A 25153-nucleotide genomic window follows, 5' to 3' on the forward strand; every position below is an offset into this window, starting at 1 on the left:
TGTCCACTAAAAAATGGTGTCCACTATCTTGGCTAATTTGGAGGGCTGTCAGGAGAGGGTGCTGGCCGGACGGTTACCTGACACCAGCCATTGGAGCATTCGCACCATCAGTCAGGCGACCGGTATTTCTCCTGTCAATGTAATGCGCATATGGCATGCTTTCGAACTCAAGGCTCACCTTGAAAACACCTTCAAGCTTTCGACCGATCCAGCATTCGTCGACAAGGTTCAGGATATCGTCGGGCTCTATCTCAACCCGCCTGAGAAGGTTCTGGTGCTATGCACCTCAAGAGCGATTTACGGGCATATTCGGTTCAGAGGAGCCCGTGTATCGCCATGCCTGAGGTATGGTAGGGATGAGCAAAAATGCCTTTATCAGGTTGGTTTTGCATCGGCTGCAGTATTTTTGTGAGCATGTCGGTTGGCAGATGCTTTTCCAGCAAGGATTCCAAGTCGCTTTTACGCATACGATGTAATCGTGCGATAGCACTGGCTAGTGCAGATGATGGGGCCAGGCCGGAGTGCAGCGCTTCACCCACCGAAATCGAGAGGGCGAAGCTTACGATGTCAAAGACCTTCCAGGAACCTGCTAGCGCAACTGCATGTCCGTTGAGCAGGAACAGGTTTGGGATAGCAACTGAATCGTTTGTGACAATTTCCCCTATTCCATTTTTCGTGGATCGCGAGCCTGAGTAGCAGGTATTGAGGAGCGCGATTTTCAAGCGAAGATCGGGTGCAGCTGCCTGCATAGAGGACACCTTGATGAGGTGTGGCTCGCCAGGGTTTCCAAGGTGCGCGAAGTAGGCGTCCTGAAAAAATTTCAATGAATGCCCATGGGTCGACACAACCAAAGCGTCGTATGGTCGCAAGACATCCAGCAGACTCCCTTCTCCGTTGGTGTGTAGAGTGGCGGGGGATCGCAAGCCCGCGGCCCTGGAGAAGGCAGCTGCTTCATAAGGTGCGAGGTGCAAGTCGCCTTCAGGGTCGATGATCGCTACCGGAGCCACAACTGGCTCGACGGGGCCGGCGCCTTGTAGAACCGGTGTCGGCACCATACGAAATTCAAACGTCCCCTTTTCCATCTTGGTCGCTAGTTCGGCATTACGTAGCACTAACGCCATCAGAGGCAGTTCGCAGTGTCGATCCTCCAGGAATCGCACTGTTTTGCACCCACTTGCGCTGACTTGCTGGAACACCGGATCAAGCAAAGGAGCCAAGCAGTTGATGGCCTCCAGGAGCGAGCGTTGGAAGCCCGCGCGGTCAAGGAATTGCTGGGCGTGATCCACTTGCGCCTTGCTCCAATTGGTCACCACGTCCAGAGGAATTTGAACCCGCCGGTATTGCCCCTCAAGGAAGTACCATAGGAGGACTTCTTCCTTGGAGGAAGTCATCAGCATCACACAATGGTGTTCCTGAAGGCGCTGAAGGCAATGAACAACCTGATGCTCGGAGGTGGCCAGGTCGAGCGGTCGCTTGCCTTTGGCATAGATAAGTGCGGCTACATTCGATAGTTCATCCCAGGCTTGCGCAGCATTCTCCTCATTCCAGGCGTCGTCTTTCTGCTCATGCCCTCCGAAAAGGTGAGGCGCTCCAATTTCCCGGATACGCATGAGGGTGTCGTCGATCTTTTTGAGTACAGCAGGATCGACTGAGGCGTCGGCACGTGTGCGATCAGCCCACATGAGGATCGTAAGCCAATCACCCATGGCGTTTCCTTTGAGCGAAATCAACGGGGCTAAAACGTCATGGGTAAAGCCTGACGCGGGCAGGGAGGCGAGCAACTCTTCAATTCGCCAGAAATATCGGGCTCTCAGGCCCCGGCGGTGGTGAAGGCGGAGAACATCCTTGAGGACACTGTCGAGGCACGTCACAACTTCTTTGAGTCGGCTAATTAACAGAGGTGTATCACCGAGGAGTTGGACAATCTTTGCATCGCTCAGCGCCATTTCAAGCAGGCCTTCAGGATCCTTAAAATCCTGGTTTGCATGCTCGATAGCAATCTCCATCATTGACGCTGCTTGAGCAATGAGGCCGCAGCGACGTAGACAAATTGCGTAATTGGTGCGTACCTGGGGAAGAACATCTGTCGGCAAGTTCGAATCGCCCAACGCTAGCTCGTAACATCTGATGGCGTTTTCGGGATCATTCAAGTTCATGTAAGCCACTCCAAGGTTCGCCATGACCACGGCTGGAACTGGCTCCCTGGATTGGGTCAGGATGTCGATAGCTAGGTTGGCAGCATCGACCCCTTGCTGATATTCCTCGGCCTCGCAGTGAACAGCCAGCATGGTGAGATGACATTTGGCAACCAAACTACTGCATTGCATCTGCTCTGAAATGGATTTTGCACTGGTTACACACCTAGTAGCTGCCTGCGGAGCTCCGTGCCTGGAATACAGATTAGCCGCTTGGAGATACAGATCGACAATACGCTCTGATTGCTCGTACCGGCTGAAAAACGCCGCTACAGAGCTCATTATCCGGGGACGCTGGTCGATGCTGACGCCGAAGGTATCAATGTCCCCCAAGATATCGTCTGCCAGTTCTAGGATGGTGTCTTCGCTACGCTCATGATCCATTTGCGCGATCGACTCAAGGACAGTAAGGGCCGTACCAACATCTTTACGAATCAACTCTGTTCGAGCGTAAAGCTCCATATAAAGGATGGCTTCATCGGGCCTCTCCTGTGCGAGGTAGACATCTATAGCAGCCTTCGCTAGGGACACTACCTCTGACGGATAGTCAACGCAGCTGCGCATGAGGGCGTTGTAAACCTCGATGATGTAGATGCCATTGCAATCGAAGTAATCCTCATCTACAAGCCTCGCGAACTCCGTTGGTGGTAGTGAGAAGAGTTGACTCAGGTCCATATCGCTAGTCTCTCCAGGAGCTGAAGCTGAGCGGGCGTGGAGGTTGCTCCGGCTTGCAGGGCAAAATTACGAGGGGTTAGAGCACGCATATTCCACATAGGGCAGCGCTAGTCTACGCAGTCCACATTTTTCCAACGCTCGGCAGGACATAAAATTTTTACGATCGCCGCCCCACCGTTCACCCCAACCTTTTTGAGTTATGCAGTGGTCTGAATCACATATTTTGTATGTCATCTGGCCCCAAATAGACTATGTCGACCATGTTGCCGTTTCGTGCCATCTTCGCACGCACCAGTCCGGCTCGTGCGGGATTTAACGCAGCCTGAACCGTACCAAGCGGTGCGCCATCTGCTGCAAGAACGCGTGGTTGGCCGGCCCACTCGTAAATCTGAACAGGAGTTTCTGGAGGCGGGGGCGCGCCGAGCCATTCAACAGGTGCCTGATATTGTCGGTTAGCCCAAGTTTGTTGATCTCGGGGAGAGAAGCATTTCAAAAACTCTGCCCACATTGATTTTGTCTCTGCAGTGGGCCAATCGGGTGAGGCGCTCCAGATGGCGATAGCTTCTGAGTTGAGCCATTGCCGAAGTGCCAGGCCAGTCTGGAACGTTGCGCCCGTATCGTTGACTACTTTGATAGCTGCTAGTCGCGAATTGAAGCCCGCCTGGATGAGAATTGAAACCGAACGGTTCAGCGTCCCGGTTTCAACCGCGGCTGCGGCCAATCCGAGCTCATACTCATCGAGTAATAACCCGTCGACGGTGTCGCCATTCGCCGCCGCACGGACACGAATGGCCTCCATTGCCCAAGGAAGGCGAAAGACGAGCCCGCTCTCAAGGAACTGCAGTGTCTCCGATTCCTGCCCTACGGCAATTGGGGCAATAGGCTGTCCCAACAGCCATGCGCGTAAAATATCTCGCCAATTGAGCGGTATGGGGTCGGGTGTAAATGGGTAGAACGTGAAAGCGCGCTCGGCAATGCCGGTTATTGCTGCAATCGCAACTTCTGCGTTAGTTGTAAGGATGCCTCCGTTCGCTTGTATAAGAAGCGGGTTGACGTCCATGGCGATGGCATCAAGTGAATGTCCGGTTTGCAATCCCACTCCCGCCAGGAAATAGCCTCGACGTTGCTCCGCCGTCGACTGGTTCCAAATGAGCCGGGTACGTGAAACGAGGCCGGCCTTGAGTGCCTGCTGTGCATTTTCGTGTTGCCGCAGCAGGCGACGTTGCCAGAGAGAGGACTGAAGAATGGAATCCAGTGCAGTTTCAATATTTGCGTCTGGGATGTCATTCTCGCCAATCAAACTGAGGATAGCAGTGTCGAGTGTTGCGACGTGACGTTCCCAGTCGGCTATGGCACGCTCGCGATCCTCCAGCTTCTCATTCGCGACTTCGGGGAAGGACCAAGCTGCAGCGTTGTTAACGACATATTCGGTAAGTTGATTAAGGTCCCCTCCGATGCGGGCATGCATACGGCTAAGCAGCGTGACGACGAGCCGCACTAGGCCGCTCTCCATATTACGCGCTCCAAGATCGTTGATTAGAGCCTCCCAATTACGCCGCTTTTTCATGACGTCTTCGAACATAGGGAAGAGCACTATGCCTTCGATGTCGACATACGCTCGACCCGCTCGTCCAATTACATTCTTGAACTCTGAAATCTCGATCCTTTCACCGGCGCGATGGAGAGAATTCATGATGACGGCTGTAGCTGACAGGTTGAGTCCTTGGGCTAATGTTGGCGACGAAATCGTTACTTTCACTACGTTGTCGCGTAGTAGCCGTTCTACCTCTTTGCGATAAGGGGTCGGCAAGGCGCCATGGTGCAAAGCAACGCCGAGACGAAGGCATGCGAGGATAGGACTGTTCGGTCCGAGCCATTCCTCCCCTAGTGCGATAGCGGTGCTGAGGACTAAGGGGTCAGCCTCAAGCAATGTTCGGATCGCCCCACGTTCATGGAGATCGACGATGGCATCTGCGTAAGGCTCAACGCTGCGACGCTCAGGGCAAAAGATAAGAACAGTCTGTCCATCGTCGACCAACCGCCAAGCTGTGGCGATACAAAGCTCTCGCTGATCGCAAGGAAACAACTTGGTACGTCTACGCTTGGGTGGCGCCCAATTTGGTGGTGCTGCTCCCGTCAGGACCTCTGTATCCAGGGGCGTTCATCGCCGACTCGTAAATTCAGGCGCGCGGTAGGTGATGACCATACTACCTCGCCGAACCGCAGTCTTGTCGGGCGCCAGTCGTGCCTAACGAGGCCGCCCGGCTGGTCTCGTCGTAGCCATCCGGCGAAATCATCTAATTGCTCGCCATCTGGCAGAATTGCAGATAAGCAAACAATTCGCCGCTGGTGCGCATCCGGGCGACGAAGCAACCGCTGGATCTGTACCTCATAACGGACTTCACGCTCGTTGAGGCCAATCATATGGCCTTCATCAAAAACGATCAGGCCTACATTATCGAGAAGTGACGGATCGTTGCGAAGTGCGAAATCGAGTTTCTCGGGGGTCGCAACGACAATGTCACGCTCTCGAATCGCATCCTCATCAAACCCACTGACCCCGATGCTGCCGTATAGCGCAGAAATTGTCATACCGAGCGGAACAAACGTCTTCTGCAGAGTCGCTTCTGTCTGGGCTGATAGCGCGCGCAGTGGCGTAATGAAAGCCACGCGCTTGCCGCTGGCCAGGCAGCGCAAAATGCACAGTTCGGCGATACGAGTCTTACCGGCGCTGGTGGGAAGTGATACGACAAGGTCATCAGTTTGGTCTGCCGCACGAGCAGCGGCCTCGATTTGAGATGGCCACAAATCGATTTCTGCCTTCGGACGCTGATGTAAGAGCGCGATAAACAACTCTCGAAGCCGTGGCCATTCTGCCGCTTCACCACCAGCGGAAAGAAGGGGTACCCTCTCGTGGAAGGTACTCGACCAGAGGTCGTTCAAGAGGTGGATTGTTACACGGTGGACCCACCACTGAGGCAGTAGGTTGAATTCGCTACAAATGCCTAGGTTAATACGAAGTCGTTCTAGTGCTTGGTCGAGCAACGCTCGCTCGCCGCGCTCTGAGGCGAGGAGAAATAAGGACATGGCTGCCATGAATGAATCGGTCAGCGCTGTGTCGAGCCCGTCGAGCAGGAAGTCGTGACCATCCTCTACAAAGGCTTCTGCAACCTCTACTTGATTCAAGTCAGCCTGAATCTGAGCAGTGATATTGGCATCACTGCCTTGTCCAGATGCTCGATAACCGAGCACGCTAGAGCTAAGGGTATCGAGGTCTCGCCGCATCAACAGGGCGAGCATCCGTTCTGTGGGCGCGAAATTGTGGTCGGCTTGGACGATTGCGAGAAGTGAATAAGCGCGTGCTGAAAGATGCGCCAGATGATAGCTCGCAGCTGCCATGATGAAGTGGAAATCGCGGTCAACCTCTTGCTGGCTTCCCTTGGCAATAACAGCTTCAAGAGCGGTGGCAGCCTGCTCAAAGGCAACACGCGCCTGGGCAGGTTCGCCGCCAAGCTCGCGCAGACGAAGGCCAAGCCCGAGAAGCGTATAACCGTAGGAGTTCAAGTCATAGCTAAGTTGCGATGCGAAGGCCGGAGCGTCCGGCGGGAGTATGCCATCCCGCCATATGACTGCGCGCGCTTGGCCTCGTGCGATAAGACGTCCCCGGAAGCCGGCGGTCGCTGCTTCCGCGATATCGGCTGCAATTGCCTCAGGCGTTGTTGGCATTAGCGATCACTCCGTCGTAAACCGCACCGATGAAGGCAGCATGACCTTCTACGTGCAACCCAACCCCCCACTGATTGATCGGCCCTGGATACCCGTGGAGAGCGGCAACTAGCATATTGCCTGGCGCATTACCAGAGAACGTAAAAAGCAGATGCCGGACGTTCTGTATCGGTATGCCATGCTTGAGCAGTGCTTCATCGATTGCGTCGGCGAGAGGTAAGTCGTTCAGCTCAAAGAGACGTTCCGAGATAAAGGACAGCGCATGGGGAGACGGCTTCCCGCCATCCTTATCTAACCCGGCTCTGGCTTCTGTGAGGGTTCTAGCGGTGAGAGTTGCGCGGCTCTTTGCTTCGACTTTTAAGAAACATAACTGCTGGGTTTGGGGGTTTAGAAAGATACCGATAACGTCATCGCCACGCATTGCCATATTGCGATGGTCTTTCCAGCGGAGACGTTTGATGGGAGCGTGATATACGCTGAACTCAGCGATCCACTCTGTTGCATAGATCTCGCCTAGGTCACCGGATCGGATCGATTTAGTCGTTGGGAGCTTTCCTTGTATCAACGCTGCAGCAGCAGGCTTGCCGAGACGGGCGAGTGCACGTGCCACATGTTCTTCTGATGCATAGTGCTCGGGCACGATGGCCGTCGTCGCATTGATTCCTACCGGAAGGTTGGCCGGAAATGCAGTTAATACACTACGGAAGTGATCACCCACATGCTCATCAACCGACTGGCACCAATCGTTGAATTGCGCCACGTTCTTCCTCCCTGTTAGCGTGGAAATAGATCGCGGACGCGAACGAATGGTGAGCCGGACTCCGCAGCACGGCGAACCTTGCGCGCAAGGATCTGAGTAAGTGAGATCTCACGATCCAACATATCGTAAAGATCTAGGCCGTCCATGCAGATCACCCGCTTCCCCCGTCCGAAGGCGGTAAGACCGTCCTCTGTAAAACCGCTATTGCTGACGAAAAGACCACGTGTCCACGCTGCTTTTTGCTCGATCTTGCCATGGAAAGTATGTAGCTCCGCGACCCCGATGGGCTGGCCGTGCCATTTGGCTTCGAGCAAGTAGATGTCACTTTCAAGTTGGAAGCTACCATCGATCTGCTCGCCTCGTAGCCGAAAAGGTTCGTGGGCGGCAAGGCCGAACGCGTCGAATAATTTCTTGAGAAAGGCCTCGAAAGCATAACCGCGCGCCTGTGCACTGAGCGATGTGACTTGCAGGAGCTCTGCCTTGATCTTTGCAAACGTTAGCCTATTAACCACGCTGGCATTTGAGTTTTCCGCTGTCGGCGGTGGAGGGGAAAAGCTTGAAAGCCGAAGGATGAGCGCTTGATAGCGGGACTCTGAATTGATGACAGGGTCTTGATCGCCAGTGCGAGCTAGGTACTCAGCACGGTATTCCCAAAGTGCTGTAAGGGCGCGAACCGCGGTGACGTCATTGCACATTTGCAAGAAGTAACGCAGGCGCTTTCCCTTCGATCTGCCATTCACCGTGAATTTGGGATCGTCGATGTCGATCTCCAATTCAACGGCGAAAAAGCTCGAGAAGCTGGAATCGGAGAAATCCAGCACGTAGCCTGGACCGCGGACGAAGTCGACGAGGTCATCTATAAGGCGTAAGTCGATGGGGCGTATTGAGCTAATGATAGGTTCCTTCCGATGGATCGCATTCAGCTGTCAACTGATCTTCTCCTAACATTCCAGAACAATGCAACTGGGGGCGCCTAAGCTCTTGCTCAGCTATGTTGACGATTTGCCGGTGCCGCTCAATCCGTAAATGATGTTGATCTTCCCATCCTCAAAGGAATTCACTGGCTTTCTAGAGGCGCGAACTCGCGTCATAGGGGGCCTCTCGTTAAGTTGCTCCGGTCGCTTCGACGATGGACCAAAGCGCGTCAGACTTGGCCAGGCATGACTGGAGGCCGTCGGACCATACGGCACTCTTCCCGCGTGGATCCATCGTCCAACCGTCCTTCGCTCTGACGTCTTGCTCTCGAACCTGAGTCAGGTCCACATGAAGTTGATGGAAGAGTTCAATGTCGCGATCCTCGAGATCAAAGCCCTTGATCGCGCCAACGAAGTCGTCAGGCATTTCGTCTGCATTTTCGCCTGGGGTAGCCATTTGGCGATGCCAATATCCGATGTAGAGCAATGGCAGCTCCGGGCGCTGTGAGCGTGCGGCGTTGATCCAGGTGTTCAGGTGGCCGTCCGCCAATCCACTGCCGATCACTATGATCAAGTCCGCCTCCACAACCTCGCGGCTCAGGCCCGCGTAGTAGAAGGCAAATGGCAACTGTTGCAGACGGCTAAGTTTATCTAGGCCGGTCAGAATTGCTCCGCGTTGGAATGTTGTGCCATCCATTCGGCTGACGCCGGAGTTTGAAGCACTAATGCACTTCATGGCTTCACTCCGCTCGGGATACCAGACGATGTCCCCAATTGGGCCAGATGGGAAGTCCAAGCATTCGGCCATATGGATCGATCCATGCAGGTGAAAAATGCCTGGAACATCCCAGTTGGCCCAGTAGTCAGGCGCACTGACGCGCAGGAAGCTGCCACGGTCGTCAGTAAAACCGTTGAAGTAGCTATCGCCGGTTGCCTGCTGCACGAAGTCGTCGTAGTTGGTCGTGTAGATCCGAGGAACGAAACGATCTTCTAATTGATGGAAGAAGTTCTTCATAGAGTCCAGCGGCTTCTTCGGTGCGTCGCAGAACTTCGAAGTTTCCCGGTAGATGGACTCGAGCATGCATCGGCTGGCGGCACGAAGCGCATTCTGAGATTGTTTCATGACAGGTGTCAGGAACGGCAACATGACAGGGCTGAATTTGGGTACAGCTCCAGGCGTACGGTGGAAGGCATCGAGCTCGTGCAGGACATGGTAGACCCGCTCGAAGTGGGCCTCAGCGGCATCACCGTGATAGTACTCAATCAGCGCCTTCTTAACGTCCTCATAGGCTTGAGAGCCGCCGGTACGCTGGCACCACTCGTCGCCGGCAACATCCGCGTCGATGACTTTTCCAAACCCCACTGTAGTCGGAATGCCAAGCATCAACGGATGCTCCTGCTCCCATGATGACCACGGCGCGCTTCTTCGCTTTCCCTGACATTCCCAATTCTTCCTACTACATAAGGGGGGGGGGCGACATTGTCCCCGGTCGCCGCGAGCCGCCCTGCATGCTAAGGCACTCCTCGGGAAAGAGTCTGCAACTCTATCCCACAGAGCAGCGGCATACCAAAAAAGATGAAGACCAGTGCTGCTGCCAAGAGATACCGCGTGCTTGGCGTGAAAGGAATGTTTGGTGGGGGGGCGGTTCGATGTGGCGCTCGGTACGGAGCTCCGCTTGCTCGCTCATAAAGGCAAAAATGACCAGATCAACAGCCTGCCAAACTATGCCTAAAAACTCTCAGGCAAGCCAAAAAACATTTTGACTTGGCTCTAGCATGATGGTTTCAGGCTAAAAATATTTGGTCTTGCCCCCAGTATTGCCCCCAATCGCCGCCGGTAGGTTCCTGGTGTAGATGTCTCTTGTAGGTAGCTCTTGTTGGTGCCCAGATCGGTAGCTAGGGTGCGGTTCTGCGGTTCATGATGCATTCCTGAAGCAGGGACTTTTAGCTCACTGGATCATCGGTTCGTGTGACCAGACCACCAGGATTGCAGAGTCGATTTACGCGTTTATTGGGAGGATAGTGATCAAATATCCGAACAATTCACGTCCCGCCATGATCCGCAACCTGGGCGACATCTTAGAAGGGCTCGCTATTTCAGGTAGCATGGTGGAAGCCTCTGCGGGCCCGGCCGGGCCTGCCCATGAACTGTTTAGGACTTACATATGAACAGGCATTCGGACGCCTTCATTCAGCTCGATCGTACATTCTCCAAAATCCTGCTCGCTTCTGATGCTACCGATGACACCGACCTAGGCGGCCTCCATGGTGGGCAAGGGGAACTCTCCTGGCTTGACCTCCTGGGTCACAATCGAGTGGTTCTGTTGTCCGAGGCGGGTTCAGGAAAAACTGCTGAAATCCGTAATGTCGCTTTAGAGCTTCGCAGCCAGGGCAAATTCGCATTCTTTCTTCGCATCGAGAACGTAACCGCGGACGTTGAAGACGCCTTTGAGGTGGGCACGCATGAAGAGTTCGAGGCCTGGATCGATTCAGGCTCTGAGGGCTGGCTGCTCATGGATTCTGTCGACGAGGCTCGGCTGAATGATCCAAAAGATTTTGAACGGGCAGTTAAAAAGCTTGCCCGCCTGACCCGCAACATTGCATCCCATATGCACGTACTCATCACCGGACGAAGTACAGCATGGCGCGCAAGGACAGATCTTGCGCTTTGCGAGACGGCCTTTGCATTTGAACCTGCAGCTCGGCAAACATTTGTCACAACGGATGACGGCTCTGGAAATGTTGTTCAGACGGTACCAAGCCAATCACAACCGGATACGGCGTTCCTCCTGGTGACGTTGGATGACATCCATGGTGAGCAGGTTGATCGCTTCCTAACGGCCACTGGCGTTCAAGACATCAAAGCATTTCGTGCAGCAGTGGATCGCAAAGAAGCATGGTCGCTCACCACACGCCCTCTGGACTTCCTGGAACTCGTCGACTTCTGGCTTGAGCACAACCGAATAGGCTCCCGCTTGGAACTGATGCAGAGCAGCATTAACCGCCGCTTCGAAGAACGAGACCAAGATAGGGCGGAACAAAAGCCCATCGCCCCGGATAGACTCAGGGAGGGTGTTCGCCTGATCGCAGCGGCCACCACACTGGGGCAAACTTCTGCAATTCGCGTCCCGGATGGAGACGCCAATAAATCTGGAATTCCGATTCGCGACGTCCTTAAGGATTGGAACGACACAGAATCAGCAGCATTGCTGAGCCGGCCAATTTTTGAGCCTGGTATCTACGGGACAGTGCGTTTTCACCATCGAACTGTCCGCGAATATCTAACAGCCGAATGGCTCCACACGCTCATTCTTGGTGCGGCGTCACGAGTTAAGATCGAGAACCTATTCTTCCGGACGCAATACGGGCTGGAGGTGATCAATCCATCCATGCGCCCAGTGCTGCCGTGGTTGGCGCTGTTAGATGAGCGCATATGTGCTCGGCTAGAGGAAGTTGCTCCAGAGGTGTTTTTTGAGGGAGGCGATCCAGGACAACTCCCTCTGAGCACTCGTCGTAGAGTGCTGCGCAAAGCGTGCGAGCACTTGGCGCAGCCGGCTCACAGCTGGACGATGACTGACTATTCGGCCGTACAGCGATTCGCGCACCACGATCTCACTGAAGACATCAAAGAACTTCTGGCGCAATATGGTACCTACGATGACATCGCCTGGTTCCTTCTAAGAATGGTCTGGCAGGGCGAGGTGATTGGCGCGCTCGAAGAGACGAAGCGATTTGCCCTCAATTCCCCGCACAAACACACCCGCATAGCTGCAATCCGAGCAGTGATCGATCTTGGGACGCCGCAAGATCTCGCAGACATCCGCATAGGCCTGTTGACGGGTGACTCGAAGGTGAACCGGGACTGGTTAGCTGAGCTTGTGGATGGACTGCCGCTCGACAACCAGTGGCTTCCCTGGCTGGTGGAGGCGCTAGAGCGATCCGCGGACAAGGAACGTTTTAGCGGTAGGGACGACTTGGCGACCAAGCTTTCATCATTGGCAGCAGAATCGCCGCTGGAAAGTCTTCCCAACTTCATTCGCGGAATCAGTGCGCTGCTGAACAAACCACCCACTGAGACCCAGGGTTTCAGCACTATTTCTCAGGGATACAGCTGGCTTGTCGAGATTGCCGGCGTAGGCGTGCTTCGTTTGCTCCAGGCACGCGATCCGTCAGCGCTCGACGAGTCAGTTCTCGCGATCCTGAGTATCCTTGCCCAGATGCATAGCCACGAAGAGCGGGCCGCTCGTGAGCTTGGCGAAGCACTCAGGGAAATCGTGACTACGTGGCCTCAACTCGACTACCAGCTTTTCTGGTACGACGTTGCCTTGGCTCGGAAAGGACAAGTACATCGCGAGCCTGTAGTTAATGTTTGGCAATTACTCGGTTTCCAGCCATTTTGGTCGCTGAATAGGGAAAACTTCGACGTCGCCTGTGATCAGATCGTTAGCCTGACTGAAAATGACGACCGCCTGATGGCGCTCAGCATGGCATTCAATATCTACTCGCAACATGGAACTCCACCCTCGTGGAAGGTCAAGCTCCAACAGGTGACCGAGACCCACGTCGACCTCCGCGAGAAGCTTGAGCTGCTGCTGCATCCACCTGAACGGCCCGTGGAGGAGTGGGAAACCCAACAGGCTCGGTGGAAGCAAGAAGCGGCCAAACGCAAAGCTGAAGAAGAGGGAAATCGACAGGCGTGGAGAGAAGGGCTCGCGGCCAATGTGGGGTTGATTAACAGCTCTAATCCAGGCGTCATGAACCGTAATCAGGCGTATCTGATGGAACGGATGCGTGAAGACTCCTCGTCATTGAACACTCGAAGTACCGGGCATTGGCAATCACTCATCGCGGAATTCGGCACGTCGGTGGCACAGGCATTCCGAGACGGTGCCGTCAGATTTTGGCGGGAATATCGTCCGAAGTTGCCCTCCGAAGGGGCTGCGCCGAATTCAACGCCATATCAGGTGATATTTGGACTGATTGGTCTGGCTATCGAGGCTGAAGAACAGCTATCTACGTTCTCACAGATGTCCACTGAGGACGCAAAACTCGCTATCCGTTACGCCCTGCGCGAGCTGAATGGCTTTCCAGATTGGCTTGGGGAGCTGGCTAGGATTCACCCACTGCAGATCCAAGAAATTGTGTTGCGCGAGATCGAATATGAGTTAGACGCAGAGTATTCGGACTCTTACAACAACGAGGCGATTCGCAAAGTGCGCTCATCTGGTGACTGGATGTGGGAGGTCTTAGCTGTCCCACTCCTAGCCCGGCTAGGACACCCCATCAAAACCCTCGAGGCGCTGCAGCGAGTGTTGGGCATCGTACAGAACTCGTCAGTTGATGATGAAACCTTGGCGGATCTTGCTTCCAAGCGAGCAGTGGAAGAAGTCGACCTGGAAATGGCGCCGAGCTGGTACGCCGTGTGGATCGGCACGAATCCTGGGATTGCTATCCTAGCGCTGGCTGCCCGAATCGACTCGCTGCCATCAGACGCAGAAAAGGCGAAGTTCGCGATGCTTTGCTTGACGGCCATCGTGGGGAGCCACACTAACAGCCGCTGCCGCCAGAACTACAAAACGGTAGAGCATGCCAAGACTCTGTACCTGCTGACCCATACTCATGTACGGATCGAGGATGACATTGACCGGACGGGGGGAGGTGTCTACTCACCAGGCCTGAGAGACGACGCCCAAGACGCTCGTGATGGACTTCTGGCATTCATTCGCGAGACGCCGGGGAAGGAAGCATTTCTTGCCTTGGAGGAAATCGCCCACGCACATCCCGCGGAACGGCTGCGGCCATGGAGCGCTTATTACGCGCAGCAGAAAGCTACGGCTGATTCGCAGACGCCACCCTGGGAACCCGCAAAGGTCATCGAATTCCATAACTCATTGGAAAGCACGCCGTCCACCCATCGAGAACTCTGGAACTTGGCCATCGATCGGCTGCTGGATTTGAAGCATGATCTCGAAGATGGCGACTCGAGCTACGCGGAGCTTTTGTTACTGACCAATCAGGAAACCTCCGTCCGGAAGTTCATTGGTAACTGGTTGAGAGATCGCGCGGCCGGGCGGTACGTCATTCCGCAGGAAGAGCAGCTGGCTGACGACAAGCGCCCTGATTACCGATTCGAGAACAGCCAGGTGTACGCGCCAGTACCCGTGGAGCTGAAGCTGTCGCAAAACTGGAGTGGGCCTGCACACTTCGAACGGCTCGAGAATCAGCTCTGCAGAGACTATCTGCGCGATGTCAGCTCAAGCTGCGGCATCTTTTTGATTGTCGATCATGGCGGCCAGGCTACCTGGGAGACCCCGAACGAGGGGCCGGTAAGGTTTGAAGGCCTCGTCACGGCACTGCAGGAGCACTGGCTGACCATTGCCTGGAGGTTTCCCAGCGTTGAGGACATCCAGGTCATCGGAATTGATCTTACTAAGCGAGGGGGGCGGGCAGCGTTGAAAGCCATAGAGGCCAACCGAGCTCAAGTGGAGGCGACCCGAGGGGGCAGTGGGATGAAGCCTTGAGTTAAGCGGGGCTCTGGTCACTGAGAAATAAGTGCCACGACCAAGACGCAATGTTTTATAGGTCTGATTGAGTGACGATGGCAAGACTCCAATCGTCACCAGCTCACTGAGCATGATGAGATCGCTCATTCGAATTCATGTTGATGTTTATAAGGACTTAAATGGACTTTTACGTTGTTGGTCGAGATGATCGATTTCCCCCGACCGCCAGAAACTGCGCATATTTAAAATATGACCGATGGAACGACTATGATTTCGTGACGATGTTTTACGTCATCATCTACGACCAAAGCGGCGTCGAGCATGACTTAGGGAATGTGAAGATAGGTTTTCGCGGGCAGACCAAAGACACCAGTACCATGTCGAAGCTGCAGCGTCACTTTCCTGAACTGTCGGATGAGTTCTTTTCTCTTGGCAATAACGTTGAGTACTACAACAAGCTTGCCAACAGCGTACCTAAGCCGCTCGCAAAAGAGTACGTAGCGGGCATGAGAGATCTCGCGGCAAACCCTGAATTGCTTGAAAGCGTGATCGATGAGGAAGTTCTTTCTATATCACTGCTACGAGACGTGAGTCTGCCGAGCATCAAGCAGCAGTTCGTGCGCGTCTTGAGCGGTGGTGCGGTACGTACGAACTATGACTTCATTTATGAGAAATCAGGAGGGGAGGATACGGCAGGCATTGAGCTGAAATTCAGTGTGGAAGCCGACTCGGCACCTTCCAGCAATGTCCATGCACTCATTGGGCGAAATGGCATTGGTAAAACAACGATTCTCAACGGGATCGTAAAGGCCGCTCTCGGCCAGGGGAATACTCAAGATAGGCTGTACCATACTGGGCAGTGGCATATGGAGCGTATTCCCATCACGCGTGAATATTTCAGCAGCGTCGTCTCTGTGTCCTTTAGTGCCTTTGACCCATTCAGTCCGCCGCCAGATCAACCTGACCCATCAAAGGGCACATGCTTTTATTACGTGGGCTTGAAATGCCCCACTGAGCATGGTTACGAACTGAAGGGATCTTCGGAGCTTAAAAGCGAATATGTAAAGGCACTGCAAGCGTGCTTCAGAGATGATTATAAAAGGCGCATGTGGGAAAAAGCCGTAAAGAGCCTGCAGTCGGATGACAATTTTGCCCAGATGGAAATGCTGACCCAGGTGGAGCTGTCGAGTGCCAAGTACATTGATGCAGCCGAATTGCTTTTTTCCACGCTCAGCTCGGGGCATGCCATCGTCCTCCTGACCATTGCCAAGTTGGTTGAGCGGGTAGAGGAGAAAACACTGGTTCTGCTGGACGAGCCCGAAAGCCACCTTCATCCGCCTTTGCTGTCCGCTTTCATCAGGGCCCTGAACGATTTGATGCTCGATCGCAATGGCGTGGCAATCATTGCCACACATTCGCCCGTCGTGCTTCAGGAGATTCCGTCCTCCTGTGCCTGGAAAGTCAATCGAAAGGGGCTCTCTGCCGCCGCCAAACGCCCGCAAATTGAGACATTTGGAGAAAATGTTGGCGTACTGACGCGCGAAGTCTTCGGCTTGGAAGTTCAGCTGTCCGGTTTTCACACCATTCTTCAGGCTGCGGTAGACGAAGGCGAAACGTTTGACAAAATTCTTCGGAAATTTGATGGGAGATTAGGCTTCGAGGCCCAAGCTATCCTGCGAGCGCTTATTGCAGACCGTGACTCGAAGGCGAAGGACAGTCATTCGAAGGCGACCCCATGAAGAGAATGAATATTAAGGACTACGAGCCTGACTTCTCCTTCCGCCAATGTGTATCGGCAATTAACGAAGTATCTGACAGAGATCGGATGCTGAGCGAAATAGAATTTTTCAAGACCGCGGCGCTGGCTTACCTTGAGCATGCAAAAGCAGGCTCAGCCTGTACGATTCCTCCTTTACGAACAGCGAGAGGGGAGGATCCAATTGTCGTCGCTGACATAAAAAAGTCCGAGCTTGTCAAACTGTATGAATACTACATGGTGAAACGAGAGCCTGGACGCTCCCTTTATAACGCCATTCTAGTATCTGCTCATGATGTTTGCCCTCTTTGTGGGCTGGCTACGGATGTTAAGACACTCGATCATTATCTGCCAAAGGCAAACTACCCGCAGCTTTCCGTGCTGCCTTACAATCTCGTGCCTGCCTGTAGGGACTGCAATACTGATAAGGGCAATCCGATCATCACCGATCCTGCGCAACAGCATATCCACCCTTATTACGATCAGGCGTGCTTCCACGAGGACACATGGATCAAAGCCGAGGTCACTCACGAAACGCCCTGCGCTATTCAGTATAAAGTGTGCCCGCCTGATGAGTGGCTGGAGGTGAATAAAAAACGAGCTTCGAATCACTTCGATTTTTTCAACATCGCACGGCGTTATCGAGTGCGCGCTGCCGAAGACTTGGGAACCCTGGTTGATCAGCGAAGAGGCCATATGAAAAACCTGGCGCCTGAGGTGTTCCGTGAGCAACTGCGTTCCGTTGCGCAAAGCCAAAGCCTGCCCGCTAATCATTGGAGAAAGGTCATGTATAGGGCTTTGGTGGATGATGAATGGTTCTGCAGTGCTGAGTTATGAATCGAGCCGTAGTTATCGCAGCAGGACTGATGGCCCGGGAGCGTAAGCTTTGACCACCAAGGTGGTCGTGAACAAGTGAATGAGTGGCAGGGCGCCAAGCCAGCGCCCGATGCTTTTGTCCAGTTTGAGTTGAGGCGCCTACCACCTGGTACCGCGCCGCAACTCATGACCGACGCACATGAGTCGAAGGACGACGGAGCATCCACCGTCTTTTCAGAGCAGGTCTGCATGTCAACCTGCGGGCGATACTAGACCGCAGTTGACTCTGAAAATCCAGGGGCAAGCAGTGCGTTATCCACGCCTACAAGCACCTCATGATTCCTGAGCCACAGTCGGTACTCTGGGCCTCTGAGGCTGTGATCAGGTGAGCAGTCAACACTCCACTGGCGCAGGGTGTAGCCGGCAGTCAGCGCTTGAACAGTCATCCTCAGCACGCCCTCCTGCATCTTGTAGTCCAAGTGAGTTACTTCAGGCCGAGGTTGGTCAGGATGATGCACCATTTCCAGCATCACCTGATGGTTCCATTGGTTATCGGATTCCCGCGTTTCATAGTCCAGTGGCACGTCGTTATCGAGAATCCGCGGCTCGATGATCCAGGTGACAACAAAGTCTCGGAACTCTTGCGTTTTTCGATCAAAGCCACGTACATGCCATCGCAGCCCGTTGTCTACCAGCACATGCGGCACAATTACGCGCTCGCTTGCACCGCTTAAAGACTCGTAGCGGATGAGTAGGGGCTGCCGTTGAAAGATGGCCCGCGTCACTACGCCCAGCGTTTCAAGGCTTGGATTACCCAGGCGTGCGGGCTGCAGAGCAGGCACCCCTGCGGCCCACACACCAGGAAAACCGTCCGCAAACCCCTGAGACAGCCAAGTCATTACCCGTTGCGAGCTGAAGCTGTACATGGGCTTGAAGCTCGGGGTTATGAAAAAGGTCTTGGCTCTGACGTTGTAGCTCAAGTTGCCTGGATTCAAGCTGGTATACAGGGCCAGATCCCGGGTCGCTGACGCAGCCTTTATCTGGAAACGCCTCACCAGCATCTGCCGTCGCACTTCCCCGAGAAACCACAGGTTCAGCTCGATGTAGGCAAGGCGCTCCTGCTGCGCCTGCGAGTGATCTGCAATGTCTTTGGTCATCAAATCGTCTACGTTCTATTTTCTGGTTGCGATGCTTAGAGGCATAAAGCTAGTATCCGTCACACCACCTCATAATGATTCGGTTCTGGCTTGGCCGGTGCCAACGGCTCGACAAGGAATTCGTGGGCTGAATATGAACGACCTTTCTAACATGGCAGAGCCTCCTAACACGAGGAATGGTGACCTGGTCGATCTGACAGCCCACCAACGCAACTTGCTGCTCTTGCGCCCGATATTGCGCCTTGACATCAATAAGTCGATGCACCGCGGTGACGATGATTCCAAGGTGTTGGAGGGGCTGGATACCAATTACCTCTGCCTTGCCTCGCTTTTCTACATGATGGAAGGTGCTGCAATTAATCAGGGGTACACCCTCACCGAGGTACGTGATCACTTGATGGTCACCGCCGGCAGTATGCGCGCCGAGCTCAGCGAGCCCGCCAGATTGCGTGTGGCGGAAGTCGTGCTGGATACGTTGAGTAACGCCACCAATAAATACGCAGCACACCGTGAATCGTATTTTCACGCGCCCTCCGGTGAGACCAAAGAGTTCACCTTCAAGCTGGTTCGCTTGGAGCAGGATCATGAAGGTACCGTGCGCTTCACCCCGACCGAGCAGGGCTATGTAGTGCTCATGGGGATGCTAGATCTTGAAATTGAGGATTATCAGGTTCTCATCGAAAAGATGCTGGTTCACCTCATCGAAAACGGACGTTTTGAGCAAGCACTGGAGCTCGCGAATCGCGCACGTTTGCTGTCAATTGAGCACCGACAAATGATCCGAGAGATGATTCGCCAGGCCAATCGTTCACCGGGCACTGTAAATTGGCGCAAAGACATCAGCCCGCGGTTGAGTGAAGCACGCCATCACGTCTCAGAGCGCCAATCGGTCGATCATCACATGATGGAGTCGCTTGCCACCAAAATTCGCGGCATGGACAACCCGAACGCCATCGCCCCACTGGCCAAGCTCAACCTGCAACTGCAACGCGCCAACCTGCAGCGTTTGAACCTGCTGAATGACATTGGAGGGGCGGGTGATCGTTTTCTTCAGGGGCAGGCGTTGGGCTTTCGGGCTCGGCGCCGCTCTGGCTTGCCCGACATAGACCTTCAGCTGCTGCCAGCGCTCATGGAAAAGCCTCTGAGTGCAATCTCCAGCGTCACAGAAGACCTTTTACTCAGCTTCTACCCTGCAGTCCCCCCCAAGATTTTTGATTTGTCGACCTTATTGGATGCGCTTTTGGAGCGACGGGACGCTTACGTGTACGAGGGCGACGAAGAGGAAGTCGATGGGGAAATTGCAGAGTTTGTGCAGATCCCCAATCCCTTCTCGACTGAGGTTATTGCAACGGCCCTTGCATGGCTCGACGTGAAGATGCATTCCGGGCAGACCTGGCACCTTGGGCAACTGATCGAACTCGCTGAGCGTGAAGGCCTGTCGTTCGTGGAGCGTAAAGCTGTTGCCTACGAGCTCTATCGAGCCTACGCCGACAGCGAGTCACGCTACCCCCATCTTCATGCCCACGTGAGCGGTGAGTTCGAAACTTCCGTGGTATCAGGCGACGACCTGAAATATGTCATCAAGCAGGAGAGCAGTAATGAGCAGCAGTGATAGCCAGGATGCAGCCACGCTGCTCTACAAGGCAATGGCGGTCGCGGCCAATCCTGCAAACGACGCAGACTACCGGCATTTGGTGGCAAGGTTTCGCGGTGAACGCCTGTTCGCGGAGGTGGTCAACGGAGTCGCTGCCGGCATGGAGTTGGTCATTCTCGACGTGAGTGAGCGAGGGTTGGTGATTGCTCCTACGGGCAGAAACAGCCGCTTTTCACTGCGCCCGTCTGACTTGCGGCGATCCATGTCAGAGCAGGACAAGGTAGCCATGGTACTGATCCATCTCGCGATTGCTGCAGTGTTCTATCCCACTACAGACCACATAGAAGACGAGGGGCGAGCCCCATTTCCGAGCACCTTGGCCGAGATAAGAGACAAGGTTCTTGCCATCGCGAATTCCCTGCGTTCATCCGCTGAAGGCGATAGTTACGCCGCGGAACAGCTTCGCCCGGGCTGGAGCTTCCTTCTGGATCTTCCAGTGTTCATACCTGGTGCTGAGCGGGCGTCAATGAAGTCTGTGGATGGGATCGTGAGGGTTTGCCTGCTTCGGCTGCATGACTATGGGTTGGTCAGAAAGGAGGGCAATGAGGAAATGCGCGACAAGACCATCTTTACGCCCACACACCAGCTACGCGTGCAGTTGCGCGAATTGACCCTACCGAACCTCTTTAAAGCTGTCGCCGCAGCTGCCGCTCCCTCCAATCAAGGATGACCTATGCGCATTTCAAGGATCTACGTAGACCGGTTCGGATCCCCCACCAGCTGGTATGAGGAGATGACGTTCGACCTGTGTGACCCTGCAACAGGCGAGCCGATCGACAGTTGCATGAACCTTGAGAATGCTGGGGGCAAAACCTCACTGCTCTCTTACATTTTCAGCTGCTTTGAGCCCAAGCAGGAGCGCTGGTTGCAGCATCTGCAGTCCAAATCCCACAGTTTCAGGGATTACTTCTCCCGCGATGTCAGGCCATCCTTCATCGCCATTGAATGGGTGATGCCTCCACGTAGCGCTAACGGGCAGTCTTACCGAGTGGTCATCGGTCAGGCAGTTCAAGTGAAGGAGGCCGCAGACCGGGCGTCAGAGGTTGATCGCCGTTTTTTTGCTTTTGAAGCCAGCTCTGGCCTGGCATGGGAAGACTTGCCGGTTCCGGGCCTTTCCCTCGCGCCGGTTCAGTCGATGCAGGCCTTCTTGAATTGGGCACATCAAAACGCTCGGCTGGAGAGCCAGGGCGACTTCTACCTCACCCACAACCAAGGAGAGTGGGTTTCGCACCTGGAGCAGCGCCGACTGATCGACGTTGAACTGCTGAGCATGCAGCTGTCCTTTAACAGCCGTGAAGGGGGAAGCGAAGAGGGTTTTCTGTCTTTCAGCTCCGAAAGCGACCTCGTTACGAAACTGTTGAATTTGTCGATGAATCAAGAGCACACCAGCGCGCTCAGAGACATGGTCGTCCAGACGATGGATAGGCTTAAGTCAAAGCCAAAGTATGAAGCCCGCTTGTACGAACTGCAGCGCCTTCAGCAGGCCATGACACCCTTCGGAGAAAGCGCAGCTGCCTTCCTTGGAGCCAAGGCCGCTCTGTTGGCCGTGGAGCAGGATGCGGCTGACATCGTATTCACGATGCGTGATCAGATAAGTGCCCTGGATGTGCGGTTGACGAAGGCGAACAATGCAGTCGACCAGCTTGAGCAACTCGCAAGCAAAGCAGATGACGAGGCGGCTTTTGCCAAGCGTAATCACTTCTCGCTGCAGAGGCTCAAGCTGTCTCGTGAAGATCAGGCCGCCAAGCAGCGTACCGATGAATTGCAGCAGACATTCAAAGCTGGATTGGTGCGGCTTGACTGCCTCAACGGTGCGCTGGTCAAGCGAGACATCTTCAACGTGGAGAAGGTGATTGCCGAGCTGGAAAGTCAAACAGCTGCGCTCAAGGAAGAACTGAGGCCTTTTGAGAACGAGGCCTCTCAGAACGGCGCCATGCTTCGTTTCCTGATTCAACAGTACACTGACAGGTACCAGCAAACACGCTCTTCAATGCTTGCGCAGGAGACAGAACTGAAAGCGGGCCTCTTGCGCATCGCTCAACAGCGAAACCAGTGCAGCAGCAGGGTGGCTGAGCTCAGTGGCACGAAGGGGAAGATTGAAGAGCGTATTCGGGCAGCGAACCAGATACTGGACGGGTTGATCGAAAATGGCTGGCTGCTGCCAACCGATATCGACGTGAGCTCAGCGATTACGCGTCTGAGGACAGTCATCACCGAGCTTGAATCCACGCTCGATGAGTTGCGTGAGCAGCGGCTGGTGAAAAAAGCATGTTTAGATGATGCGCAAGCGCAAACCTCTTCGGCCCAGCAAGACATCACTCATGCGCAACATGCATTGACTACGTTGAAGCAGCGCCTGAACGAATATGATCGTAACGTTGAGAACTTGCACAATGACCCTGTTTTGACCTTGTTGGTCGACGGTCAATGTGATCCTCACTCGTCCGCACTGGTCACTCATGTTCAGCAGTTTATCGAGTCGACCCGAAGCGAACTCTCTAACTGCGTCATCCGCCTCAAACAGCTGCACGAACAGCAGGAGTCGATCGAACAGACCGGCTTGGCCGGGCGCAGTGATGACGTTGATAGGGTAGTACGTGCGCTCAACTCGGCTGGCATACGCTCTGCCAGGGCAACCAACACCTATGTCGCTGATCTGCGAACCGACGCTGAGGAGGCGAGGGCGCTCGTCTTGTCAGATCCGGCGCGGTTTCTCGGTGTCAATGTCGCGAAGGAAGAGTGGAACAAAGCGATTCAAGTCGGACAGTCCCTGCAGCTGCCCCTCTCCCTGCCTGTGACGCTGGCAGTGGCGAGCCTGGATGCCGAACCTGCTTCTGAAGATCGTTGCGTCTTCGGGCCAGAAAAGGACTCGCTTTTCAATAAGGCCGCTGCCGCCCAGTTGTTGGTAGATTGCCAGGCCCTGATCGAGCAGACCCACGTCGAGCATGACGCTTTCTCTGCCCGGGAGAGGCAAGCTCAGTCGGCGCTTGCCTCCCTTCAACGCTTTCAGCGCGATTACACGCGCGAGGCTATTCAACAGATCGAATTGGAAGTTGAGCAACGCCAAGAAGAAATCGAGTCTGCGACGGCGAAGCGGACTGCGCTGATTGAGCTCACTGACCGCTTGACTCATGAGCTTGAAGCGCTGAGTGCGCGTATCGAAGCGCTCCCGGCTCAGATTCAGGCCCACGAGAACGGCCTCAAGCGTCTGTCTGATTACGCGGCCAGCTGGGAATCCCAGGTTGAAGCGGGGCGTCGAGAACTGCTAGAAATCAACCGAGAGATGAATCAAATCACCGCGTTGCTGGATGAGCTTCGGGAGGATGAAGGCGTTCACTCACTGAGATTGGAAGAGGTTCGCCTGGATCTGGTTGACGTTGCCGCTACTGTCTCCGAGCTACAGCGTGAGTTTGGGCAAGTTACGCGGTATGACGCCGATTTCGACGCCGAGGGCTGTCTACAAGAAACGGGATATGACCTCAGCGTCATTCGGACGCTGTATTCAAACGCCATGAGGATGCTGACCGCGGAGGAAAACCATAAGCTCGGCGTCGTCAGTTACCAACTGAGAGACCAGCGCGACCGATCTACTCAATTGGCAGCGCTATTCCTCAAGGAGTATGGCCGTCTTGACGACGCGTTCATCACGGAGCTCGCCCTGAGTGAGATCGACATCGGAGCAGAAATCGACTCGCAGAAAAAGCTGAACACACGGCTTGATGGCGAGAAGGAGAGAGCGGTTCATGACGCAGCTGTAACGGGCTCAGTGTTGAACAGTTTCATCCGCGAGCACGCCCCTGAAGAGCCTTCAGAAGACATGCGCAGACTCGGTGATGAGGAAGTCTCCAATGCCTTGGAGCGTGAGTTGGCTGCTGCGGTGGCGCGAGGCGCTGAGGCCGAAACTCTTCGCCGGCAAATCACTCAACAACGTATCGGCAGCGCCGCCGATGAGAAGCGCAAGGATGCCCTGGTCGTCCAGGTCAATTTTGTAGCGTCGGCATTCCCTGCTACCAATGCCGAACCCAAACTGATCCCGCTGGACGGAGATATCCAACGGCGCGTAACCGCTTTGGTAGAAATGCGAACCGCGCGAGATGCAGCAGTGAAAAACTGCAGTATCGAGACAAGCAGGGCGCATCGAGACTTGGTCAGGGTCGCCACGCACAGCGATTTCATTGCCGTGGAGCCTGAGGTCTCGATGCACATCAGTCAGGACGATTTTGACAAAGCATGTACCGACCATGATCGCTTGGCTGAAATGATCCATGACCGGATTGCTTCGGTCATGGATCAGCTGAACGAAATGATTCCTGACTTCGAGAGCTGCGTGAATGAGGTCTACAACCAGGCGACGTCGGCGAGCTCTTTGGTCAAATATGCCTCAGGAATCACCATGCCCGCCGGAACGCCTTATGTGGGTGGCAAAGAAATCCTGAAGATGTCGGCCAACCTTTCTGCGAAGAGCTCGGAGCAGCGCAAGCTCGAAATCCGCCACTATCTGAACAGTCAGATCGAGGATGGCGTCGTCCCAAGCAGTGGGGCGGACATCATCACGCAGTGCCTGTTGCGCTTTACGAACGAGAAGTCGTTTGGGCTGCACATGCTGAAAATGGAGCAGAACATCGATTTTCAGTATCAGCCTGTGAATGCCATGAAGAAGTCAGGTGGCCAAGGGACTGTCATCGCGACGTTCCTCTACATGCTGGTCAGTCATATGCGTGTGAGCACACAGACACAAGCAAAACGCGGCGGTGGCGGGCCCTTGCTTCTGGACAACCCCTTCGCAAACGTCCAGACCAGAGCCCTCATCGATGCGCAGAGAAAGCTGGCAACCAGCCTCGGTATCCAGCTGATCTGCTTTACCGCCAATGCGGATGCCAACATCCTCGAAGGGTTCAGGCGGATCATCCGGCTTCGTAAGGCCGGCGTTAATAGCAAGACAAAACGCACGCATATCGAGATGGCCAGGGCGACCTTTGCTGAGGCGGCGGTATAAC

13 protein-coding genes and 1 pseudogene are annotated in these 25153 nt (G+C 54.6%); 7 read left to right on the top strand and 7 right to left on the bottom strand.

The window, feature by feature from the left end:
- Window positions 1-52 precede the first annotated feature (52 nt).
- Window positions 53-283 (top strand): annotated as a pseudogene (locus AC07V9_RS02550) (IS630 family transposase); the annotation flags it as partial.
- Window positions 284-314: 31 nt separating this feature from the next.
- On the opposite strand, the gene AC07V9_RS02555 reads toward AC07V9_RS02550, so the two are convergent.
- The 6 genes from AC07V9_RS02555 to AC07V9_RS02580 all read right to left on the bottom strand — a co-directional run bounded on the left by AC07V9_RS02555 (window position 315) and on the right by AC07V9_RS02580 (window position 9654).
- Window positions 315-2870 carry a CHAT domain-containing protein gene (locus tag AC07V9_RS02555; RefSeq protein ID WP_495014135.1) on the bottom strand — a complete coding sequence of 852 codons (2556 nt, stop codon included), beginning with the start codon at window positions 2868-2870 and terminating at the stop codon, window positions 315-317.
- 214 nt (window positions 2871-3084) lie between these two features.
- Window positions 3085-4956, bottom strand: coding sequence for a helicase-related protein (locus AC07V9_RS02560; RefSeq protein ID WP_495014136.1), 1872 nt, complete (start codon window positions 4954-4956; stop codon window positions 3085-3087).
- 50 nt (window positions 4957-5006) lie between these two features.
- The gene (locus AC07V9_RS02565) at window positions 5007-6596 is read right to left on the bottom strand and encodes a DEAD/DEAH box helicase (RefSeq protein ID WP_495014137.1); all 1590 of its coding nucleotides are present in this window, start codon (window positions 6594-6596) and stop codon (window positions 5007-5009) included.
- Window positions 6580-7356: a Hachiman antiphage defense system protein HamA gene (locus tag AC07V9_RS02570; protein ID WP_495014138.1), complete on the bottom strand. Its 777-nt coding sequence runs from the start codon at window positions 7354-7356 to the stop codon at window positions 6580-6582. Before AC07V9_RS02570 ends, AC07V9_RS02565 begins: the two co-directional genes overlap by 17 nt.
- Before the next feature lie 14 nt (window positions 7357-7370).
- On the bottom strand, window positions 7371-8177 hold the full coding sequence (locus tag AC07V9_RS02575; protein WP_248800156.1) for a restriction endonuclease: 807 nt from the start codon (window positions 8175-8177) through the stop codon (window positions 7371-7373).
- A gap of 283 nt (window positions 8178-8460) precedes the next feature.
- Entirely contained in the window at window positions 8461-9654 is a 1194-nt protein-coding gene (locus tag AC07V9_RS02580) for an SIR2 family protein (RefSeq protein WP_495014139.1), read from the bottom strand.
- 781 nt (window positions 9655-10435) lie between these two features.
- On the opposite strand from AC07V9_RS02580, the gene hyoA reads away from it, so the two are divergent.
- The 3 genes from hyoA to AC07V9_RS02595 all read left to right on the top strand — a co-directional run bounded on the left by hyoA (window position 10436) and on the right by AC07V9_RS02595 (window position 17366).
- Entirely contained in the window at window positions 10436-14791 is a 4356-nt protein-coding gene (hyoA, locus tag AC07V9_RS02585; protein WP_495014140.1) for an NACHT domain-containing antiphage protein HyoA, read from the top strand.
- 161 nt (window positions 14792-14952) lie between these two features.
- Complete coding sequence (locus tag AC07V9_RS02590) at window positions 14953-16512, top strand: AAA family ATPase (RefSeq protein WP_495014141.1); 1560 nt, start codon at window positions 14953-14955, stop codon at window positions 16510-16512.
- The gene (locus AC07V9_RS02595) at window positions 16509-17366 is read left to right on the top strand and encodes an HNH endonuclease (protein ID WP_495014142.1); all 858 of its coding nucleotides are present in this window, start codon (window positions 16509-16511) and stop codon (window positions 17364-17366) included. The genes AC07V9_RS02590 and AC07V9_RS02595 overlap by 4 nt, the downstream gene beginning before the upstream one ends.
- A 248-nt stretch (window positions 17367-17614) precedes the next feature.
- Here the strand turns inward: AC07V9_RS02595 and AC07V9_RS02600 are convergent, their stop codons facing one another.
- Entirely contained in the window at window positions 17615-18502 is an 888-nt protein-coding gene (locus AC07V9_RS02600) for a BrxR family helix-turn-helix transcriptional regulator (protein ID WP_495014143.1), read from the bottom strand.
- 133 nt (window positions 18503-18635) lie between these two features.
- On the opposite strand from AC07V9_RS02600, the gene AC07V9_RS02605 reads away from it, so the two are divergent.
- The 3 genes from AC07V9_RS02605 (at window position 18636) to AC07V9_RS02615 (ending at window position 25152) form a co-directional block, all read left to right on the top strand.
- Complete coding sequence (locus AC07V9_RS02605; protein WP_150652725.1) at window positions 18636-20114, top strand: hypothetical protein; 1479 nt, start codon at window positions 18636-18638, stop codon at window positions 20112-20114.
- A complete protein-coding gene (locus tag AC07V9_RS02610) occupies window positions 20101-20826 on the top strand; it encodes a hypothetical protein (RefSeq protein ID WP_150652724.1) in 726 nt (241 codons plus the stop codon). Before AC07V9_RS02605 ends, AC07V9_RS02610 begins: the two co-directional genes overlap by 14 nt.
- Before the next feature lie 63 nt (window positions 20827-20889).
- Window positions 20890-25152 (top strand): hypothetical protein, encoded by a 4263-nt coding sequence (locus tag AC07V9_RS02615; protein WP_495014144.1) that lies wholly within the window; start codon window positions 20890-20892, stop codon window positions 25150-25152.
- Window position 25153: the final 1 nt, after the last annotated feature.

This window comes from Pseudomonas sp. GW821-FHT02A11 (genome assembly GCF_059421985.1).